Source organism: Pseudomonas sp. Van50 (assembly GCF_055390755.1).
Map to the genome: position 1 here is coordinate 1,124,058 of NZ_AP024343.1, position 19,632 is coordinate 1,143,689.

Sequence of the window (19,632 nt, forward strand, 5' to 3'; positions counted from 1 at the left end):
GTTTTGATCTCAGCGCTGGTGACGGATGCGTGGGTTGGCAAAGCCGTAGAGGATGTCCACGACGAAGTTGACCAGAATCACCAGGCAGGCGATTAACAGGATGCCGTTCTGCACCACGGGGTAGTCCCGGGCGCCGATGGCTTCGATCAGCCACTTGCCGATGCCCGGCCAGGAGAAGATCGTTTCGGTCAGGACCGCACCGGCCAGCAGCGTGCCGACTTGCAGGCCGACCACGGTCAGCACCGGGATCAGTGCGTTGCGCAGGCCATGCACGAACACCACGCGCGACGGCGACAGGCCCTTGGCCTTGGCGGTGCGGATGTAGTCTTCACGCAGCACTTCGAGCATCGAAGAGCGGGTCATGCGGGCGATCACCGCCAGCGGAATGGTGCCCAGCACGATGGCCGGCAGGATCAGGTGGTGCAGGGCATCGAGGAACGCGCCTGGCTCGTCGGCCAACAGCGTGTCGATCAGCATGAAGCCGGTTTTCGGCTCGATGTCGTAGAGCAGGTCGATCCGCCCCGACACCGGCGTCCAGCCCAGGGACACCGAGAAGAACATGATCAGGATCAGGCCCCACCAGAAGATCGGCATCGAATACCCCGCCAGGGAGATGCCCATCACCCCATGGTCGAACAGGGATCCTCGCTTGAGTGCCGCGATCACCCCGGCCAGCAGGCCCAGGATACCGGCGAACAACAGGGCGGCCATGGACAGTTCCAGGGTCGCGGGAAACAGGGAGCTGAACTCGGTCCATACGCTTTCACGGGTACGCAGCGATTCGCCGAGGTCGCCGTGGGCCAGTTTGCCGATGTAGTCCAGGTACTGGGCATACAGCGGTTTATTGAGGCCAAGGCGTTCCATTGCCTGTGCATGCATTTCGGGATCGACCCGACGTTCGCCCATCATCACTTCCACGGGGTCGCCGGGGATCATGCGAATCAACGCGAAGGTCAGCAAGGTGATGCCGAAGAACGTGGGGATCAATAATCCCAGTCGGCGGGCAATAAAACTAAACATCTTCAGGTGTACCTCATCAGCCGGTTAGGCGTGCCCGGCAATCCCTGGGTTAGGGTTGCCGGGCGTCTTCTTATCTACTTCACCTGGGTGGTGGCGAAGTTGTTGGTGGTGAGCGGGCTAATCACATAACCCTCTACGTTGTTGCGCATGGCCGTGAACATGCGGGTGTGGGCCATGCTGATCCAAGGCAGGTCCTGGTTGAAAAGCACCTGGGCCTGCTCATAGAGCTTGATACGCTCCTCGGGGTTCACTGTGGCGCGAGCCTGGTCGATCAGTGCCTGGAATTTCTCGTTGCACCAGCGCGCGTAGTTTTCGCCGTTCTTGGCCGCCTCGCAACTGAGCATAGGCGTCAGGAAGTTATCCGGGTCGCCGTTATCACCCGCCCATCCGGCGGAGACCATGTCGTGCTCGCCGTTTTTCGCGCGCTTGAGCATTTCGCCCCATTCCATCACGCGGATGTCGACCTTGATCCCGACCTTCGCCAGGTCCGCCTGCATCATCTGCGCGCCGAGCATCGGGTTGGGGTTGGTCGGGCCGCCGCCGTTGCGGGTGAACAGGGTGAACACGGTGCCTTCCGGCACGCCGGCTTCCTTGAGCAGCTCGCGGGCCTTGTCGAGGTTGCGGGGCGGGTTCTTCAGGTCGTGGTTGAAGCCCAGCAGGGTTGGCGGGTACGGGTTGACCGCCACGGTGGCGTTACCCTTGCCGAACAGCGCGTTGACGTAGGCTTCCTTGTCGAAGGCCAGGTCGATGGCTTTGCGCACCCGCACGTCGCTCATGTATTTGTGGCTGGTGTTCAGGGCCGTGTAGGAAACCGTCATCGCGTCCAGTTCAGCGACCTTCAGGTTCGGGTCTTTCTTGATGCTGGGGATGTCATCGGGTTTGGGGTACAGCGCGATCTGGCACTCGTTGGTCTTGAGCTTCTGCATGCGCACGTTGTTGTCGGTGGCGATGGCCAATACCAGCGCATCGGCCGGTGGCTTGCCACGGAAGTAGTCCGGGTTGGCCTTGAAGCGAACCTGGGCGTCCTTGTTGTAGCGCTGGAAGACGAACGGCCCGGTGCCCACTGGTTTGCTGTTGAGATCGCCGGCCTTATTGGCCTTGAGCAACTGGTCGGCGTATTCGGCCGGGTAGATCGAGGAGAAGGCCATGGCGATGTCGGCCAGAAAGGGCGCTTCGCGGCGGGTCAGGCTGAACTTGACCGTGTGCTCGTCGACTTTCTCGACGCTTTTGAGCAGTTCCTTGAAGCCCATGCTTTCAAAGTAGGGGAAGCCCACGCTCGACAGTTTGTGCCATGGGTGGTTCGGGTCCAGCTGGCGCTGGAAGCTCCAGACCACGTCGTCGGCGTTCATGTCGCGGGTCGGCTTGAAGTATTCGGTGGTGTGGAACTTGACGCCCTTGCGCAAGTGGAAGGTGTACGTCAGGCCATCGTCACTGATGTCCCAGGATTCGGCCAAGGCCGGAATCACCTCGGTGGTGCCGGGCTTGAAATCGGCCAGGCGATTGAAAATGGTTTCCGCCACGGCGTCGGCAGTGACTGCAGTCGTGTACTGGACCATGTCGAAGCCTTCCGGGCTGGCTTCTGTGCAAACCACCAGGGGTTTGGCGGTGGCGCCAACGGCGACGCTCAGCAATGCGGCGGCGATGGCGGCGCGTAGGGGAATCATGTTCATCGTCAATCCTCTGCAATCGGGTCAATGGCAAAAGACCAGGCGGACGACCTCGTGAGTCGACCGCCCGGTGGCAGTTTAGAGAATGTTGAACGGGATGGTGGTGACCAGGCGGAACTCGTTGAGGCTGCCGTCGGCCTGGTTTTCGCTGGCGCGGTGTGCGGTGTAGGTGGCACGGATCGCGGTGGCTTTCAGCGGGCCGCTCTGTACGGCATAGGACGCACCGACGCCGTATTCGTAGTGGTGCTCGCCGTCCATCGCCCGTACATCGCTGTAACCGGTGCTGTTGTAGTGCGTACCGTCGATACCCCAGCCGCGCGCCTGGTAGATGTTGAACTTCAGGCCTGGCACGCCGTATTCAGCCATGTTCAGGCCGTAGGCGATCTGGAAGGATTTCTCGTTCGGGCCGTTGAAGTCCGACAGCAGGGAGTTGGCCAGGTAGATGCCGTTGGTTTCGTGCAGGTAGTCGAAGTACTCGTTACCGTTCACTTCCTGGTACGAGAACGTCAGGCTGTGGGCCTGATGCGTCAGGCCGAACGACAGGGAGTAGGTGTCGTTGTCGATTTCGCCCAGCTTGCTTTTGCCCGAGTCCACGGTCTTGTAGTAGTTCAGGCCGGTGGTCAGGCTCAGCACCGAGCTGTCGCCCAGCTCATGGGTGGCGCCGAAGTAGTACTGGTTCCACATGTCCTCGGCCTGGGTCGCCCAGAGGCTGGTCTTCAGGCTGGCCAGTGGCTGGTAAGTGATACCGGCAGTGTTGACGTGATCGGTCTCGACGCTGCTGTCACCGTACTCGGAGCGGAACTTGCGCAGGCTCTCTTCGGTACGCGGCGAGTTGCGGTCGAAGGTGGCGATGTCGAAGCCCAGGTTTTCGAATTCTTCGCTGTGCAGGCTCACACCCTGGAAGCTGGAGGGCAGGGCACGGTTGCCGATGACGTCGACCATCGGGCTGCTGAAGTTCTGGCGGCCGGCGGTCAGGGTGGTGTTGGAAACGCGGGCCTTGACGTTCGCCAGGCCCAGCTTGCTCCACTGGCCCACGGCGTCGCCGCCTTCGCGGGTCAGGGTACGGTTGTTGCCGGCGCCAGGACGGGTGGTCGGCGCGCCGCCGTTGTTGGATGCCAGGTCCTTGCGGTCCTGGTCCAGGGCGATGGCGTTGTAGGCGGCCAGTTCAGTGCTGAAGCCCACGGTGCCTTCGGTGAAGCCCGAGTTGTACTTGATGATGGTGCCTTGCAGCCAGTTGATCCGGCGGTCGGTCTCGCGTGCTTCACCGTTCTTGCGATAGGTGAGTTTCGTGCCGCGCTTGAATTGCTCGTTGGCGTACCAGTTGCGCGTGGTGCCCGTGATGGACTGGCCGTCGATGAAACCCTTGGCTTCGCTTTGCTCACTGGTGGTCTTGAGGGTCACCGGGGTGACCGCCTGGCTCTGGGATTCTGCAAACGCTGTTGCGCTGATGCTGCTGATGGCCAAGGCCAGTATCGCTGTGTTGCTCAGTTTCATCGGTAACGCTCCTTTTCTTTCTTTTTCATGCCGTTCTTTTTTGGTGATACGGCTATCGGTTTTACAACTCATTCACAGCTTGCAAACGTTTGCCTGGTGCCTGATTGGCGAATTACGGCAAGACGTCGGCGTGGGGCTTCCATAGGAAGCCCGCGCTGTGTGGCTAACGGTTATGGGTTCAGACTGACGCCCGAAAAGACATTGCGACCGAAGGGGCTGACTTTGAACCCTTCGACTTTGGCACTCAGCGGCTGGTTGACCGTCGAGTGGGCAACAGGGGTGATCGGCACTTGCTGCTTGAGCAACTGCTGGGCCTGTTTGTAGAGCACGGTGCGCTGGTCGCGGTCGGTGACGACCTTGGCCTGCTTGATCAGCTTGTCGTAGTCCTGGTCGCACCACATGGAGTAGTTGTTGCCACCAATGGCGTCGCAGCTGTACAGCGTGCCGAGCCAGTTGTCCGGGTCCCCGTTGTCACCGGTCCAACCGATCAGGCTGACGTCGTGCTCGCCGTTCTTGGTGCGCTTGATGTACTCGCCCCATTCGTAGCTGACGATCTTCACTTTCAAGCCGATCTTCGCCCAGTCGGCCTGGAGCATCTCGGCCATCAGCTTGGCGTTGGGGTTGTACGGACGTTGCACGGGCATGGCCCAGAGGGTGATTTCGGTGCCTTCCTTGACCCCGGCGGCCTTGAGCAACTCCTTGGCTTTTTCCGGGTTGTAGGCGACGTCCTTGATGGTGTCGTCGTAGGACCACTGCGTCGGTGGCATGGCGTTGACCGCCAGTTGTCCCGCGCCCTGGTACACCGCATTGAGAATGCCTTGCTTGTTCACCGCCATGTCCAGCGCACGGCGCACTTCGACCTGGTCGAACGGCTTGTGGCGGGTGTTGTAGGCGATGTAGCCGAGGTTGAAGCCCGGTTTTTCGATCAGTTGCAGCTTGGGGTCGTTCTTCAAGGCCGGCACGTCGGCGGGACGCGGATGCAGGGTGACCTGGCACTCGTTGGCCTTGAGCTTCTGCACCCGTACCGAGGCATCGGTGTTGATGGAGAAGATCAGGTTGTTCAGCTTGACCCGCTCCGGCGCCCAGTACTGCTGGTTGGCGACGTAGCGGATGTTGGAGTCTTTCTGGTAGCTCTTGAACTCGAACGGCCCGGTGCCGATCGGCTTCTGGTTGATGTCGCTCGGCTTGCCGCTCTTGAGCAACTGGTCGGCGTATTCGGCCGACAGGATCGCGGCGAAGCTCATGGCGATGTTCTGGATGAACGCGGCGTCCACGCTGTTGAGGGTCATGACCACGGTCAATGGCCCGGTCGCTTCCACCTTGGCGATGTTCTTGTTCAGGCTCATGCCGTTGAAGTAGGGGAACTCGGTGGGGTAGGCCTTGCGGAACGGATGCTGCGGATCAAGCATGCGGTTGAAGGTGAACAGTACGTCGTCGGCGTTGAAATCCCGGGTCGGCGTGAAGTAGTCGGTGGTGTGAAATTTCACCCCTTCGCGCAGGTGGAAGGTGTACTTCAAGCCGTCTTCGGAAATGTCCCAGCGGGTTGCCAGGCCTGGGACGACGTTGGTCGCGCCTTTTTCGAACTCGGCCAGGCGGTTGTACAGCGGTTCGGCGGCATCGTTGTCGGTGGCCGTGGTGTATTGCGCGGTGTCGAAACCGGCGGGGCTGCCTTCGGAACAGAACACCAGGCTACCGCCGGCGGCCTGGGCCGCGGATGTCGCGGCCAGCAGGCCGGTGCCCAGCAATGCGGATAAAACCAAGGTATGGCGCATGACGCTCCCTCTCTCGTTCGGGGTGTTTTAACAGTGAACCGGCGTCCTTCCGGGGACAGGTCGGGGCACTGAGTTCATTCCATTGCGTAGCGATGCCGCAGGGCTGGCAAGTCGTCCAAGTGCCGACGGTATGAGCCGTGGGCCGGGCGGTAAATGCGTAATGCCTGAAAGACTTGTGGGAAAAGGCAATACATCCCAAACCAACTGCTGTGGTACGCAGTGCTTTTGGATGTAGGCGTTTTCCTAGGTCTTGGCGTAAAGCAACGGTATGCCGTGGGAGCGAACCCTGCTCGCGATGGCGTTGCTTACCGCTCCGCCATCACGCTCAAAAGAGGGGCCGCGACGCCCGAAGCGTCGGACCGGCCCAGCGGGAGCAAGCTCCCTCGCCACAGGTCACCTTAGTTGCTGACGCTGACGCCGTAGAAGGAGTTCAAGCCAAAGGGGCTGATCTTGAAGTCCTGCACGTTGGCGCGCATGGGTTGGAACACCGTCGAGTGAGCGATGGGTGTCATCGGAACAGCATCTTTGAGGATGTGCTGCGCCTGTTTGTACAGCTCGGTGCGCTTGGATTGATCCGAAGTGCGCTTGGCTTGCTTGACGATGTCGTCAAACTTCTTGTCGCACCATTTCGAGAAGTTGTTGCCTTGCAGCGAGTCGCAGCCAAACAACACGTTGAGCCAGTTGTCCGGGTCACCGTTGTCGCCGCTCCAGCCGATCAGCATGGCGCCGTTTTCACCACCTTTGGAACGCTTGATGTACTCGCCCCACTCGTAAGTGACGATCTTGGCCTTGATCCCGATCTTGGCCCAGTCCGATTGCAGCATTTCGGCCATCAGCTTGGCGTTCGGGTTGTAGGGACGCTGGACCGGCATGGCCCACAAGGTGATCTCGGTGCCTTCCTTGATCCCGGCTTCCTTGAGCAGTTCCTTGGCTTTCTCCGGGTTGTACGCCGCGTCCTTGATGGTGGTGTCGTAGGACCATTGGGTCGGCGGCATGGCATTGACGGCCAGCTGGCCGGCGCCCTGGTACACCGAGTCGATGATCTGCTGCTTGTTGACGGCCATGTCCAGTGCCTGGCGCACTTTCAGCTGGGCCATCGGGTTGGGCTGGTCGCTGCCCTTGATCTTGTCCATGACGTTGTAGGCGATGTAGCCCAGGTTGAAGCCCGGTTGGTCCGGCATCTTCAGGTTCTTGTCTTCCTTGATCGCCTTGAGGTCGGCCGGACGTGGGAAGAGCGTGACCTGGCATTCATTCTTTTTCAGCTTCTGGATACGCACCGACGGGTCGGTGGTGATGGCGAAGATCAGGTTGTCGATCTTCACGTCTTCCGGAAGCCAGTATTCCTTGTTGCCGGTGAAGCGGATGTTCGAGTCTTTCTGGTAGCTCTTGAACACGAACGGGCCGGTGCCGATCGGCTTCTGGTTGATGTCGGAAGGCTTGCCTTCCTTGAGCAACTGGGCGGCGTACTCGGCGGACTGGATGGAGGCGAAGTGCATGGCCATGTTCTGGATGAACGCGGCGTCTACGGCGTTGAGGGTGAACTTGACGGTCTTGTCGTCGAGCTTCTCGACCTTGGCAATGTTGGTGTCCATGCCCATGTCGGTGAAGTACGGGAATTCGGTCGGGTAAGCCTTACGGAACGGGTCATCCTTGCTGATCATGCGATTGAAGGTGAACAGCACGTCGTCGGCGTTGAACTCGCGGGTCGGCTTGAAGTACGGAGTGGTGTGGAACTTGACGCCTTCACGCAGGTGGAAGGTGTAGGTCAGGCCGTCTTCGGAAATATCCCACTTGGTCGCCAGGCCAGGAATCACGGCGGTACCGCCGCGTTCAAACTGGGTCAGCCGGTTGAATACGGTCTCTGCAGAGGCGTCGAAGTCGGTTCCGGTGGTGTACTGACCCGGGTCAAAACCGGCCGGGCTCCCTTCGGAGCAGAACACCAGGTTAGTCGCGGCTTGGGCGAAAGGTGCGCTGGCTAATAAGCTTGCACCGACTAAAAACGGAATGACCGCTTGTTTAAGCATGTTGGCCTCATGATTTGTTGTCATTTTTGGATTTGAGGGCGACCTCGTGAGTCGTCCTGCGGATACTTATGCAGGCCCCATACCCAATGCAAGATCCAGAGCGGTTGCAAGTCTGAAACAGTGGCACGAACGTACCTTAATGTCGCATTCGTGTAACTTCTGACGCAGTTGACCGTTTGCGGGTGTTTTTTTGACGCCAAAAGCGCCCCTTGCCGGTGCGTTGCGCGGCCGTGACGCACCGGTTTGGCTCGGGTGTTACTTCGTCAAACCCACGCCGTAGAAGGGTGTCAGTCCGAATGGACTGAGTTTGAAATCCACCACTTTCCTGTTTATTGGCTGGAAGACCGTGGAGTTGGCGATGGGCGTGATCGGCACCTGTTGCTTGAGGATTTTCTGCGCTTGTTGGTACAAATCGATCCGTTTCTGGCGGTCGGTGGATACCTTGGCCTGCTGGATCAAGCGGTCGTAGGCCGGGTCGCACCACTTGGCGTAGTTGCTGCCCTTGACCGCCGCGCAGCTGTACAGCACCCCCAGCCAGTTGTCGGGGTCGCCGTTATCGCCGGTCCAGCCGTAGATCATTGCGTCATGTTCGCCATTTTTTGCACGCTTGATGTACTCGCCCCATTCATAACTGACGATGTTGGCCTTGATGCCGATCTTGGCCCAATCCTGCTGGATCATCTGTGCCGACATTCGCGCATTGGGGTTGGACGCGCGTTGCACCGTCATCGCCCATAAATTGAGGGTGGTACCCGGCGCAACCCCGGCTTCCTTGAGTAGCGCCTTGGCCTTGGTCACGTCGTGGGGCGCGTCCTGGATGCTCGGGTCGAACGACCACTGGGCCGGTGGCAAGGCGTTCTGCGCCAGTTGGCCGGCGCTCTGGTACACGGCCTTGATGATCGCCGGCTTGTCGATGGCCATGTCCAGCGCCTGGCGGACCTTGAGCTGGTCCAGGGGCGGGTGTGTCACGTTGTAGGCCAGGAAACCCAGGTTGAAGCCGGGCTGCTTGAGCACCTGCAGGTTCGGATCCTGTTCGATCACCTCGATGTCGGCCGGGCGTGGGTAGCCACTGACCTGGCATTCACCGCGCTTGAGCTTTTGCAGGCGCACGGCGGCGTCCGGGGTGATGGAGAAAATCAGGTTGTCGAGTTTCACGTCCTCGGGTTTCCAGTACGCCGTGTTGGCGGCGTAGCGGATCTGCGAGTCCTTCTGGTAGCGCTTGAACACGAACGGCCCGGTGCCGACGGGTTTCTGGTTGAGGTCGCCGGCCTTGCCTTCCTTCAACAACTGCGCTGCGTATTCGGCGGACTGCACGGAGGCGAAACTCATCGCCAGGTTCTGCACGAAGGCGGCGTCGACGTTGTTCAGGTTGAAGCGCACGGTGTGTTCGTCGACTTTTTCGACGCTTTTGATCGTGGTGTTCAGGCCCATGTCGGTGAAGTACGGCGATTCGGTGGGGTAGGCCTGGCGGAACGGGTGCTGTGGGTCGAGCAGGCGCTGGAAGGTGAACAGCACGTCGTCGGCGTTGAAGTCGCGGGTGGGGTGAAGTAGTCGGTGGTGTGGAATTTCACGCCGTTGCGCAGGTGGAAGGTGTAGGCCAGGCCGTCGGCGGATACGTCCCAGTTTGTGGCTAGTCCGGGTTCGACCTCGGTGCCGCCGCGCTTGAACTGGGTGAGGCGGTTGAAGACGGTTTCGGCCGAGGCGTCGAAGTCGGTGCCGCTGGTGTATTGGCTGGGGTCGAACCCGGCGGGGCTGGCTTCGGAGCAGTAGACCAGGGTGGTGGCGGCTTGGGCCATTGGGGCGCTGCTGATCAGGGCCAGGGTGAGCAGGAGGGGCTTGAAGGTGGTTCTGTCCATGAAATCCCTTGGGGGGTGGTGAGGTTTTCAGGAGAGTAGCGTTGCGGGTGGGGGTGTTGGAAATATCGAAAAGTGAGGGGGACCGTTGGGTTTGGGTATAGCGCTTTGGACGAGGCGGCCTTCATAGCCGACCTGTCTCCCAGGCATACTTCGATCAAACTGTGGGAGCGAGCTTGCTCGCGATGGCGGCCTGACAGCCGGCCAGGATTTTGTTGACCGCGTACATATCCATTGCTGCGGTAACGGCTACTTAGGGTTCCGCTCTTACAGCGGCTCACTTTTGAGAAGCGCAAAAGTAAGCAAAACGCTTTTTGGGTATGACTCACCCACATGGGTTACAAATCAGTTCACGCACATAGGTAACAGTTTTTAACTGGCAGGGTCGATTTCGCGAGGATCTGACCATGCCCTGGAGAGAGCTGAAACCTATGGACCTCAAAGTGATGTTCATCGCTGAGTATCTGTCTGAAAAGTACAGCTTTAGCCGGCTGTGCCAGGACTATCAGATCAGCCGAAAGACTGGCTACAAATGGGTCGAGCGCTATGAGCTGGAGGGACCCAGTGGGCTCGACGAACGTAGCCGCCGACGGCACAACCAAACCTATGTGGTGCCATTGGTTGTGAGGCAGGCAATCATTGAGTTTCGCTCTACTGGCGAAACGGTTCCGGGTCCTAAAAAGATTCAGAACGACCTGATGAAACGTTTTCCGGGACAGGATCCGCCGTCGAAGACGACTATCTACAACATCCTTAAGGCAGCGGACTTGATTACGTCTCGACCGTTGCGCCAGCGTGTCGCTGTCTATCCCAAGCCTTTGCGTAAGGCAGAAACGCCTAATCAGCTCTTCAGCGCAGATTACAAGGGCCAATTTCTCACCGGGGCGGGCGTTTGGTGCTATCCACTGACGATCATGGATCATGCCAGTCGCTTCTTGCTTGCCTGCGAGAGCATGGCCAATACCAATCTCAAGGAGACCCAGCAAACCTTCGAGCGCGTTTTTCGCGAATACGGGATGCCTGAGCGCATCCGCACCGATAACGGCGTGCCGTTTGCCAGTACGGGTCGTGCAGGGCTATCGCAGTTGTCGATCTGGTGGTTGCGACTTGGGATTATTCCTGAGCGAATTGAGCCCGGTCGGCCAGATCAAAATGGGCGTCATGAGCGCATGCACCGGACATTAAAAAGTACTTTTCCCAAACCGCCAGCCATTGCCTGGGAGGCTCAGCAAAAACACTTTGATCGATTTATGCAGCACTACAATCACGAGCGGGGACACGAGGCTCTCGGCCAGAAAACCCCGGCCTCCTGCTATACACCCTCAACCCGAGCTTACCCGGAAAAGCTACCGGAAATGGGGTATGCGAGCCATGTTGAGTGTTACCTGGCTGATAGTTGCGGAATCATTAACCGAGCGGGTCTGCGGATATACGTGGGGAATCTGCTCAGGCATCAAAACATTGGAATGGAGATGATCAAAGACGGAGTATGGAATGTGATCTTCGGTCCGGTGATCCTAGGTCACGTCAACGCCAGGGACGCAAAGAACGGCTATGTTTCAATCAAAGTGTCACCTATGTGAATGCACTTTTTTGTAACCCATGTGGTTGTCCCGTACATTTGCCCCACCACTTGGTGCCTCGCTAGGGCTCGGCATGCCCTCACTCCGGCATTGTTCCGTGGGCCCGCCGCGAAGGGCCATCCATGGCCCAGCGCGGCTATCCCGGCATCCATGCCGGGATGCCCACTCCACAATGCCTGCGTTCGGCCAGCGTGGTTAACGGGGCGCCGAGATCAACGTCCACCGCGAGGCGGCCTTATAGCTGACCTGGCTCTCTCGGTCATACACCCGTCAGATCTGTGAGAGCAAAGCTTGCTCGCGAGGCGGCCTGATAGCCGACCTGGTTCTCACGGTCCTACTCCGGTCAGATCTGTGAGAGCAAAGCTTGCTCGCGAGGCGGCCTGATAGCCGACCTGGTTCTCACGGTCCTACTCCGGTCAGATCTGTGGGAGCAAAGCTTGCTCGCGAGGCGGCCTGATAGCCGACCTGGCTCTCTCGGTCCTACTCCGGTCAGATCTGTGGGAGCAAAGCTTGCTCGCGAGGCGGCCTGATAGCCGACCTGGTTCTCACGGTCCTACTCCGGTCAGATCTGTGGGAGCAAAGCTTGCTCGCGAGGCGGCCTGATAGCCGACCTAGCTCTCCCAGTCGTACTCCGATTCAATTGTGGGAGCGGGCTTGCCCGCGAAGGCGGCCTGACAGCCGGCCTGGTTCCCTTGGGTGTACCCGATTCACTGGTTGAAGCAATACGCTTCCGTCTCGTCGAGCACCTAACCCCGTGGCGAGGGAGCTTGCTCCCGCTGGGCTGCGCAGCAGACCCAACCCAAGCGCCGCGTTGTGTCTGTTGGATGGAGTCGCTGCTTTTAGGGCCGCTTCGCGCCCCAGCGGGAGCAAGCTCCCTCGCCACGGGTTTACGGTGGGTCGGAAGGCTGCATAAATCATTCAGGTGCGTCGGAAGGATCCGCTTTCCAGAACGAAACATCCGACAAGTTTTTAAGGTTGTCCCTCGGAAGTGGGCTCTCTAACCTTTTTCCTGTCGCTGCCATTCAGCGACCGGGCGTGAGAAACCCGAATAATAGGCATCCAGCCTCTGTACCTGCATAATTGCCGCCAGCTTATCCGCTGCCTGTAGTAGATGCGTTATGGCGGCTGTGTGCGGGCAGGCCTCGGTCTGGCCGAGTACCTATTCTCGGATTTCTCACCCCTGCACATAGCTGCCACCACTTTGCCGAGTGAGAAACGGCAAGTGATGGTCCTCATCACTAAATAGGTACAAATCAATGGATAAGTCACTCCCCGACCCACCCTTCAACAAAACCAATCCCCTTTCCGGCTTCGACGCCATCGAAGACCTCCTAAAAGACCGCGCCGCCGCCGAGCGCGCCCTCGATCATTACCTGAATCCAAAAAAACCAGAGCCAAGCACCGATCAGCGCATCGATAGCCTGTTTTCGGTCACCGCCAAAGCCGACACCGATACGCTGCTCACCAGCACCTCGGAAACCCTGGCCTCGATAAAAGCCATGGCCGAAGACCTGGCTTTCGAAGTGGAGGGCACGCGTCGGAGCGTGGCGTTGGGGATTCATCAGTTGGTGGAGCTGTGCCAGTTGCTGGTGGACAAGGCGTTGGATCAGGTCGAGGCACCGGCCAGTTCGGCTTGCCCGCCCGCTTGAGGTCGGGCACCGTCCTGTGGCGAGGGAGCTTGCTCCCGCTGGGCTGCGCAGCAGACCCAAACCTGACACCTCGGTGCGTCAGACAGATTGAGTCGCTGCTGTTGGGGCCGCTTCGCGGCCCAGCGGGGATAAATCCCCTTGCCACAAAGCATGCTCGATTCTCCGTAGGCTCTACTGTGCGGACGTACACCTGATACTTCTGACAGTAGATTTTTGGAGGCATGGTTATAAGGTAGCAACAGGCGCGCTGCTAAGCGGCGATGCCGTATTGAGCTAATCCATGGAGGAGGTGTAGCGATGGCCGCCGAAGAAGTCCGTATATCTCTTAAAGACTTCGATAAAGACGAAAGCCCGGAGGTTCGGCTCGAGTTTTTTCGTGACAACAAGAGTTACTTGCTCACCTTTGTCGCTTCTTCTCTGAAGGATGGGCGCTACGACAAGGTGGGTATAAAAACCGATTTAAACGAAGATGGCGCACGCGACGAGCGAGATATTGAGTTGCTCACCCAACTCGCACAGGCGGCTGTGCCTTTGCTGAAGTAAAGGCGGTTCGATCGTTCCCCCGCCGGAGCGGGGGAACGATCAGGCATCCGTTACTCCTTCAACACCTCAACCACCCCATCCGCCGTCATGATCACTTTACTGGTACCGGCTTCCACGTCAGGCGTCACGGATTCAGCATCCATGGAACCACTTTTCATCATCATCGTTGGCGCGCGCATGAAGGGTTGTGGATAACCGTTGGTATTGAAGTTCAGGTTGACGATCTTGTAACCCTTGCCGCCCAGGGCTTCGGTGGCCAGTTGAGCGCGGGCCTTGAAGGCGTTGACGGCGTCTTTGAGCAGGGCGTCTTCGCTGCTCTGGCGGGTGGCGGTGGCGATGGCGAAGTCCATGCCGCCCATCTTCATGTCGCCCAGCAGCTCGCCGGTGAGTTTGGACAGGGCGGCGAAGTCGGCGCTTTCCAGGCGCAGTTCGGCGCGCTCGCGCCAGCCGGTGATTTTCTGGCCTTTGTTGTCGTAGATCGGGTAGCTGTTGCGGCTGCCCTGGCGCAGGGTGATGTCCTTGACCTCTTTGGCCTGGCCGATGGCTTTGTTCACCGTGGTGCTGACAGTGGCGGCGAGTTTGGCCGGATCGGTGTTCTGTTCTTCGGTATAGAGAGTGACGATCATCAGGTCGCGGGCCACTTCCTGGCTGACTTCGGCGCGCAGGGAAATCTGGTTGTAGTGAAGCTCGTCGGCGGCCAGGGCCGGCAGGCTGGCGACGGTGCCGAGGCTGAAGGCGAGCAGGGCGACGTGGCGACTGAACGTGTGCATGAAAGCTCCTTGGGATGAGGCGCAGGGGTAAGGTCCGGGCCTGCGTGAAGGATAAGACTCTAGCTTTTATGGGTGGGTTCGCACAGTTACAACTTCTATACAGATACCTGAAGCCAATGAAGAGCCCCGTGGCGAGGGAGCTTGCTCCCGCTGGGGCGCGAAGCGGCCCTAAAAGCAGCGGCTCCATTCATCTGACACAACGCGGCGCCGGGGTTGGGCCTGCTGCGCAGGCCAGCGGGAGCAAGCTCCCTCGCCACAAGGGGTATATGCAGCATTGAGAGCTGTGGCGCTTTGCCGCATATCTGCCGCTGCAACCCCTGCCTTGGTTATACTCCGTGCGATCCGCCTGGAGCGCTCATCAGGAGAGCTCATGCTCGCCCCTTTGCAAATGACTTCCGCTTCCCGCCAGAACCTCTGGCGCCTGACGTTTATCCGTATTCTGGTCCTGGCGGCCCAGGCCGGCTCCGTGGGGCTCGCCTATTGGTTCGACCTGCTGCCGCTGCCCTGGCTGCAGCTGGCGATCACCCTGGTCTGTTCCAGCGTGCTCTGCGCGCTGACGGCGATTCGCCTGCGTGCCTCGTGGCCGGTGACCGAGCTGGAATATGCCGTGCAGCTGGCCGGCGACTTGTTTATCCACAGCGCGTTGCTGTATTTCTCCGGTGGCTCCACCAACCCCTTCGTCTCTTATTACCTGGTGCCGCTGACCATCGCCGCGGTGACGTTGCCGTGGCGGTTTTCGCTGATCCTTTCCGGCATCGCCCTGGCGCTGTACACCTTGCTGCTGGCGCGCTTCTACCCGCTGGAAACCTTTCCCATCGCCCGGGAGAACCTGCAGATCTACGGCATGTGGCTGAGTTTCGCCCTGGCGGCGGCGGTCATCACGTTTTTTGCCGCGCGCATGGCCGAGGAGCTGCGCCGCCAGGAAGAGCTGCGGGCCATCCGTCGTGAGGAGGGCCTGCGGGACGAGCAATTGCTGGCCGTGGCAACCCAGGCTGCCGGTGCCGCCCATGAATTGGGTACACCGCTGGCGACCATGAGCGTGCTGCTCAAGGAAATGCGCCAGGACCATCACGACCCGGCACTGCAGGACGATCTCAGCGTGCTCCAGGACCAGGTCAAGCTCTGCAAGGAAACCCTGCAATACCTGGTGCGTGCCGCCGAGGCCAATCGCCGGCTGGACATCGACATGCAGGCGGTCACCTTCTGGCTCGACGATGCGCTGAACCGCTGGCACCTGATGCGCCCGGAAGCCAGTTATCGCTTCCAGTGCCTGGGCAAGGGCTTGGTGCCGCGCATGGCACCGCCGCCAGACCTGACCCAAGCACTGTTGAACCTGCTGAACAATGCCGCCGATGCCTGTCCCGACAACCTGGAAGTGGCGTTGGACTGGAACGCTTATGAACTGACCATCTGCATTCGCGACCACGGTGCCGGTGTGCCGCTGGCGATTGCCGAGCAGATCGGCAAGCCGTTCTACACCACCAAGGGCAAAGGTTTCGGCCTGGGCCTGTTCTTGAGCAAAGCCAGCGTGACACGCGCCGGCGGCTCGGTGAAACTCTACCCCCATGAGGAAGGCGGCACGCTCACCGAGCTGCGCCTGCCCCATGCCGACCGAGGAGACGAAACATGAGTGACGAGATCCAAGTCGACGGCGAAGAACTGCCGCATCTGTTGCTGGTGGATGACGATGCCACCTTCACCCGCGTCATGGCCCGGGCCATGTCCCGTCGCGGCTTTCGCGTCAGCACCGCCGGTTCCGCCGAGGAAGGCCTGACCATCGCCCAGGCCGACCTGCCGGACTACGCCGCCCTGGACCTGAAAATGGACGGCGATTCCGGCCTGGTGCTGTTGCCCAAGTTGCTGGAGCTGGACCCGGAAATGCGCGTGGTGATCCTCACCGGTTATTCGAGCATCGCCACCGCGGTCGAGGCCATCAAGCGTGGTGCCTGCAATTATCTGTGCAAGCCGGCGGATGCCGATGATGTACTGGCGGCGCTGTTGTCCGAGCACGCCGACCTCGACACCCTGGTGCCGGAAAACCCCATGTCGGTGGATCGCCTGCAATGGGAACACATCCAGCGGGTGCTGACCGAGCACGAGGGCAATATCTCCGCCACGGCCCGCGCCCTGGGCATGCACCGGCGGACCTTGCAGCGCAAATTGCAAAAGCGTCCCGTGCGTCGCTGAACCTGCGCTGAACAGGTGTTGTCCACCCTCGCGACACATCGGGCCGTTGCTTTATGATCGGCCCCAGCGTCATGTATCACAAATACTGTTCCTTTTTGACGGCGTCTGTTGCCGTCATGCTGCGTTGCCGCTCCTCGCCATAGCGGGCTATGACTCGTCGCGGCGCCTTGCCTGACGACAACAGCCACTCGTCAAAAAGAAACGTATTTGCGAAACATGACACTAGTTCTTTTCTTTATCGAGCCTTAACCATGAATCAGAACGCTGAATATTCCGCGGTCAATGACGCGGTGCGCGGGCAGTTTTTCCGCCGTGTCTGGCAAATGACCACGCCGTACTGGCGCAGTGAGGAGAAGGGCAAGGCCTGGACGCTGTTGATCGCGGTCATCGCGCTGTCGTTGTTCAGCGTGGCGATCTCGGTGTGGATCAACAGCTGGTACAAGGATTTCTACAACGCCCTGCAAGAGAAGGACAGCGCGGCGTTCTGGCAGTTGATCCTGTATTTCTGCGGCATCGCGGCGGTGGCGATCCTCGGCGCCGTCTATCGCTTGTACCTCACGCAGATGCTCACCATTCGTTGGCGGGCCTGGCTCACCGAGCAGCATTTCGCCCGCTGGCTGGGCAACAAGAATTACTACCGGCTGGAGCAGGGCGGCTATACCGACAACCCGGACCAGCGGATTTCCGAAGACCTCAACAGTTTCACCACCAATACCCTGGGCCTGGGGCTGGGATTGCTGCGCACCGTGGTCAGCCTGGTGTCGTTCTCGATCATCTTGTGGGGCGTGTCCGGCAGCATCGAAGTGTTCGGCTACACCATCCCCGGCTACATGTTCTGGTGCGCCCTGGTATATGCGGCGGTGGGCAGTTGGTTGACGCACCTGATCGGCCGACGCCTGATCGGGCTGAACAACAACCAGCAACGCTTCGAAGCCGACCTGCGTTTCTCCATGGTCCGGGTGCGTGAAAACGCCGAAAGCATTGCGCTGTACAACGGCGAACCGAACGAGAACCGCCGCCTGAGTGGGCGCTTCGGCCTGGTCTGGCATAACTTCTGGGACATCATGCGGGTGTCCAAGCGCCTGACGTTCTTCACCTCCGGCTACGGCCAGATCGCGATCATCTTCCCGTTCATCGTTGCTGCGCCGCGCTACTTCGCCGGCAAGATCCAGCTGGGCGAGCTCATGCAGATCAACTCGGCCTTCGGCAATGTGCAGGAGAACTTCAGCTGGTTCATCAGCGCTTACGCCGACCTTGCCGCGTGGCGCGCCACCTGCGATCGTCTATTGAGCTTCCGCCAGGCCATGAGCGACAACGAAGACCGCGTGCCGGCCATCGATGTGCAGAACCAGGGGAGTGCGTTGGCGGTTCATAACCTCGGCTTGGATCTGGCCGACGGTCGTCATCTGCTCGACAACGCCGATATGAACGTGGCGCCGGGTGAGCGGGTCATGCTCAGCGGTCGTTCCGGCAGTGGCAAGTCGACCCTGTTTCGCGCGATGGGACATTTGTGGCCCGCGGGGCACGGGACGATCCGGCTTCCGGCGGCGCGTTACCTGTTCCTGCCGCAAAAGCCCTATCTGCCCATTGGCAGCCTGCGGGAAGTGTTGAGTTATCCACAGGCTGGCGACGTCTACCCCAACGAACGTTATGCACAGGTGCTGGAAACCTGCCGCCTGCCGCACCTGATCCCGCGGCTGGATGAAAGCAACCACTGGCAGCGCATGCTCTCGCCTGGCGAGCAACAACGCCTGGCCTTTGCCCGTGCATTGCTTTATGCACCGCAATGGTTGTACATGGACGAAGCCACGTCGGCGATGGACGAAGAAGACGAGGCGACGCTGTACCAGGCGCTGATCGACCAGTTGCCGGGCCTGAGCATCGTCAGCGTCGGCCACCGAAGCAGTTTGAAACGTTTCCATCCGCGACATGTGCGTATCGAAAATGGCCAACTGGTGGAGCGCACCGTGACAGCATAAACACCCAAGACCTGTGGGAGCGAGCTTGCTCGCGATAGCGGTGTATCAGTTGATGTTGATGTGGCTGACCCTCCGCTATCGCGAGCAAGCTCGCTCCCACAAGGGTTTGTGGTGAATCGGATGTTCATGTCTATAACCGATCCAATGTGGGAGCGAGCTTGCTCGCGATGAGCGCGACTCGGTGTCAGCCCTCGACTCGCCACTGCACCCACGGTGATCGTACAACCACGTTGCGCTATGATGTTGTCATTCAGCCGCTTGCCGAGACACAGACACAATGGAAAACCCGATCGACATACCCCGCCTTCCCCGCAAGCGCCGCAGCCTGGCGCAGGAGCTGGTGACGGTGCTGACCGAGCAGATTCGCGATGGCCTGCTCAAGCGTGGCGATAAATTGCCCACCGAGTCGGCGATCATGGAAGCCCATGGCGTCAGCCGCACCGTGGTGCGCGAGGCGATTTCCCGGTTGCAGGCCGCCGGCCAGGTGGAAACCCGCCATGGCATCGGCACCTTCGTGCTGGACACGCCCAGCCCGAGCGGTTTTCGTATCGACCCGGCCACGGTCGTCACCTTGCGGGACGTGCTGGCGATCCTGGAGTTGCGCATCAGCCTGGAAGTGGAATCCGCCGGGCTCGCGGCGCAGCGCCGCAGCGACGAGCAACTGGCGACGATGCGCGCCGCCCTCGATGCCTTGAAGGAAAGCGCTGCCCACGCCAGCGACGCGGTGGCCTCGGACTTCGCCTTCCACCTGGAAATCGCCCTGTCCACCGGCAACCGCTACTTCACCGACATCATGACCCACCTGGGCACCAGCATCATCCCGCGTACCCGGCTGAACTCGGCGCGCCTGGCCCACGACGACCACCAGCACTACATGGATCGCCTGAGCCGCGAGCACGAGGAAATCTACGAAGCCATCGCCCGCCAGGACTCCGACGCGGCCCGTGCGGCCATGCGCCTGCATCTGACCAATAGCCGCGAGCGGCTGCGCCAGGCTCATGAAGAGGCCCAGGCCCAGGGTTGATCTGACCAGTCGAGCCACCGCTATCGCGAGCAGGCTCGCTCCCACAGTGATTTCTTGTGATCACTGG

13 protein-coding genes and 1 pseudogene are annotated in these 19,632 nt (G+C 60.1%); 7 read left to right on the plus strand and 7 right to left on the minus strand.

The genetic code is table 11. The features are described 5' to 3' along the window. Positions 1-9: 9 nt before the first annotated feature. The 6 genes and pseudogenes from ACZ5M5_RS04765 to ACZ5M5_RS04790 all read right to left on the minus strand — a co-directional run bounded on the left by ACZ5M5_RS04765 (position 10) and on the right by ACZ5M5_RS04790 (position 9,833). On the minus strand, positions 10-1,020 hold the full coding sequence (locus ACZ5M5_RS04765; RefSeq protein WP_030139822.1) for an ABC transporter permease subunit: 1,011 nt from the start codon (positions 1,018-1,020) through the stop codon (positions 10-12). A 74-nt stretch (positions 1,021-1,094) separates the two neighbouring features. Then, the gene (locus ACZ5M5_RS04770) at positions 1,095-2,690 is read right to left on the minus strand and encodes an ABC transporter substrate-binding protein (RefSeq protein ID WP_060739190.1); all 1,596 of its coding nucleotides are present in this window, start codon (positions 2,688-2,690) and stop codon (positions 1,095-1,097) included. Between the two features lie 75 nt (positions 2,691-2,765). Beyond that, positions 2,766-4,181, minus strand: a complete 1,416-nt coding sequence (locus tag ACZ5M5_RS04775) for an OprD family porin (RefSeq protein ID WP_060739189.1) — start codon at positions 4,179-4,181, stop codon at positions 2,766-2,768. A gap of 170 nt (positions 4,182-4,351) precedes the next feature. After that, a complete protein-coding gene (locus tag ACZ5M5_RS04780; RefSeq protein ID WP_060739188.1) occupies positions 4,352-5,953 on the minus strand; it encodes an ABC transporter substrate-binding protein in 1,602 nt (533 codons plus the stop codon). 398 nt (positions 5,954-6,351) lie between these two features. Then, positions 6,352-7,977 (minus strand): ABC transporter substrate-binding protein, encoded by a 1,626-nt coding sequence (locus tag ACZ5M5_RS04785; RefSeq protein WP_060739187.1) that lies wholly within the window; start codon positions 7,975-7,977, stop codon positions 6,352-6,354. 255 nt (positions 7,978-8,232) lie between these two features. Then, positions 8,233-9,833, minus strand: a pseudogene (locus ACZ5M5_RS04790) (ABC transporter substrate-binding protein). 404 nt (positions 9,834-10,237) lie between these two features. Here ACZ5M5_RS04790 and ACZ5M5_RS04795 point away from each other — a divergent pair. The 3 genes from ACZ5M5_RS04795 to ACZ5M5_RS04805 all read left to right on the plus strand — a co-directional run bounded on the left by ACZ5M5_RS04795 (position 10,238) and on the right by ACZ5M5_RS04805 (position 13,605). Next, positions 10,238-11,413 (plus strand): integrase core domain-containing protein, encoded by a 1,176-nt coding sequence (locus tag ACZ5M5_RS04795; RefSeq protein ID WP_464738285.1) that lies wholly within the window; start codon positions 10,238-10,240, stop codon positions 11,411-11,413. Between the two features lie 1,256 nt (positions 11,414-12,669). Beyond that, a complete protein-coding gene (locus ACZ5M5_RS04800; protein WP_464738712.1) occupies positions 12,670-13,062 on the plus strand; it encodes a DUF6124 family protein in 393 nt (130 codons plus the stop codon). Between the two features lie 297 nt (positions 13,063-13,359). Further along, positions 13,360-13,605: a hypothetical protein gene (locus tag ACZ5M5_RS04805; RefSeq protein ID WP_464738713.1), complete on the plus strand. Its 246-nt coding sequence runs from the start codon at positions 13,360-13,362 to the stop codon at positions 13,603-13,605. A gap of 50 nt (positions 13,606-13,655) precedes the next feature. On the opposite strand, the gene ACZ5M5_RS04810 is transcribed toward ACZ5M5_RS04805, so the two are convergent. Next, positions 13,656-14,375 (minus strand): SIMPL domain-containing protein, encoded by a 720-nt coding sequence (locus ACZ5M5_RS04810; protein ID WP_060739183.1) that lies wholly within the window; start codon positions 14,373-14,375, stop codon positions 13,656-13,658. A gap of 370 nt (positions 14,376-14,745) precedes the next feature. Here ACZ5M5_RS04810 and ACZ5M5_RS04815 point away from each other — a divergent pair, with 370 nt between their 5' ends. The 4 genes from ACZ5M5_RS04815 (at position 14,746) to ACZ5M5_RS04830 (ending at position 19,565) form a co-directional block, all read left to right on the plus strand. After that, positions 14,746-16,005 (plus strand): ATP-binding protein, encoded by a 1,260-nt coding sequence (locus ACZ5M5_RS04815; RefSeq protein WP_464738714.1) that lies wholly within the window; start codon positions 14,746-14,748, stop codon positions 16,003-16,005. Beyond that, positions 16,002-16,562, plus strand: a complete 561-nt coding sequence (locus ACZ5M5_RS04820) for a response regulator transcription factor (protein ID WP_003177957.1) — start codon at positions 16,002-16,004, stop codon at positions 16,560-16,562. Before ACZ5M5_RS04815 ends, ACZ5M5_RS04820 begins: the two co-directional genes overlap by 4 nt. A gap of 251 nt (positions 16,563-16,813) precedes the next feature. After that, positions 16,814-18,541 (plus strand): ABC transporter ATP-binding protein/permease, encoded by a 1,728-nt coding sequence (locus tag ACZ5M5_RS04825; RefSeq protein WP_464738715.1) that lies wholly within the window; start codon positions 16,814-16,816, stop codon positions 18,539-18,541. A 277-nt stretch (positions 18,542-18,818) separates the two neighbouring features. Beyond that, positions 18,819-19,565 (plus strand): FadR/GntR family transcriptional regulator, encoded by a 747-nt coding sequence (locus ACZ5M5_RS04830; RefSeq protein WP_060739179.1) that lies wholly within the window; start codon positions 18,819-18,821, stop codon positions 19,563-19,565. The last annotated feature ends 67 nt before the right edge of the window (positions 19,566-19,632 follow it).

Coding starts and splice junctions, on each gene's coding strand:
- ACZ5M5_RS04765 (WP_030139822.1), bottom strand. CDS start 1,020: ATGTTTAGTTTTATTGCCCGCCGACTGGGATTATTGATCCCCACGTTC.
- ACZ5M5_RS04770 (WP_060739190.1), bottom strand. CDS start 2,690: ATGAACATGATTCCCCTACGCGCCGCCATCGCCGCCGCATTGCTGAGC.
- ACZ5M5_RS04775 (WP_060739189.1), bottom strand. CDS start 4,181: ATGAAACTGAGCAACACAGCGATACTGGCCTTGGCCATCAGCAGCATC.
- ACZ5M5_RS04780 (WP_060739188.1), bottom strand. CDS start 5,953: ATGCGCCATACCTTGGTTTTATCCGCATTGCTGGGCACCGGCCTGCTG.
- ACZ5M5_RS04785 (WP_060739187.1), bottom strand. CDS start 7,977: ATGCTTAAACAAGCGGTCATTCCGTTTTTAGTCGGTGCAAGCTTATTA.
- ACZ5M5_RS04795 (WP_464738285.1), top strand. CDS start 10,238: ATGCCCTGGAGAGAGCTGAAACCTATGGACCTCAAAGTGATGTTCATC.
- ACZ5M5_RS04800 (WP_464738712.1), top strand. CDS start 12,670: ATGGATAAGTCACTCCCCGACCCACCCTTCAACAAAACCAATCCCCTT.
- ACZ5M5_RS04805 (WP_464738713.1), top strand. CDS start 13,360: ATGGCCGCCGAAGAAGTCCGTATATCTCTTAAAGACTTCGATAAAGAC.
- ACZ5M5_RS04810 (WP_060739183.1), bottom strand. CDS start 14,375: ATGCACACGTTCAGTCGCCACGTCGCCCTGCTCGCCTTCAGCCTCGGC.
- ACZ5M5_RS04815 (WP_464738714.1), top strand. CDS start 14,746: ATGCTCGCCCCTTTGCAAATGACTTCCGCTTCCCGCCAGAACCTCTGG.
- ACZ5M5_RS04820 (WP_003177957.1), top strand. CDS start 16,002: ATGAGTGACGAGATCCAAGTCGACGGCGAAGAACTGCCGCATCTGTTG.
- ACZ5M5_RS04825 (WP_464738715.1), top strand. CDS start 16,814: ATGAATCAGAACGCTGAATATTCCGCGGTCAATGACGCGGTGCGCGGG.
- ACZ5M5_RS04830 (WP_060739179.1), top strand. CDS start 18,819: ATGGAAAACCCGATCGACATACCCCGCCTTCCCCGCAAGCGCCGCAGC.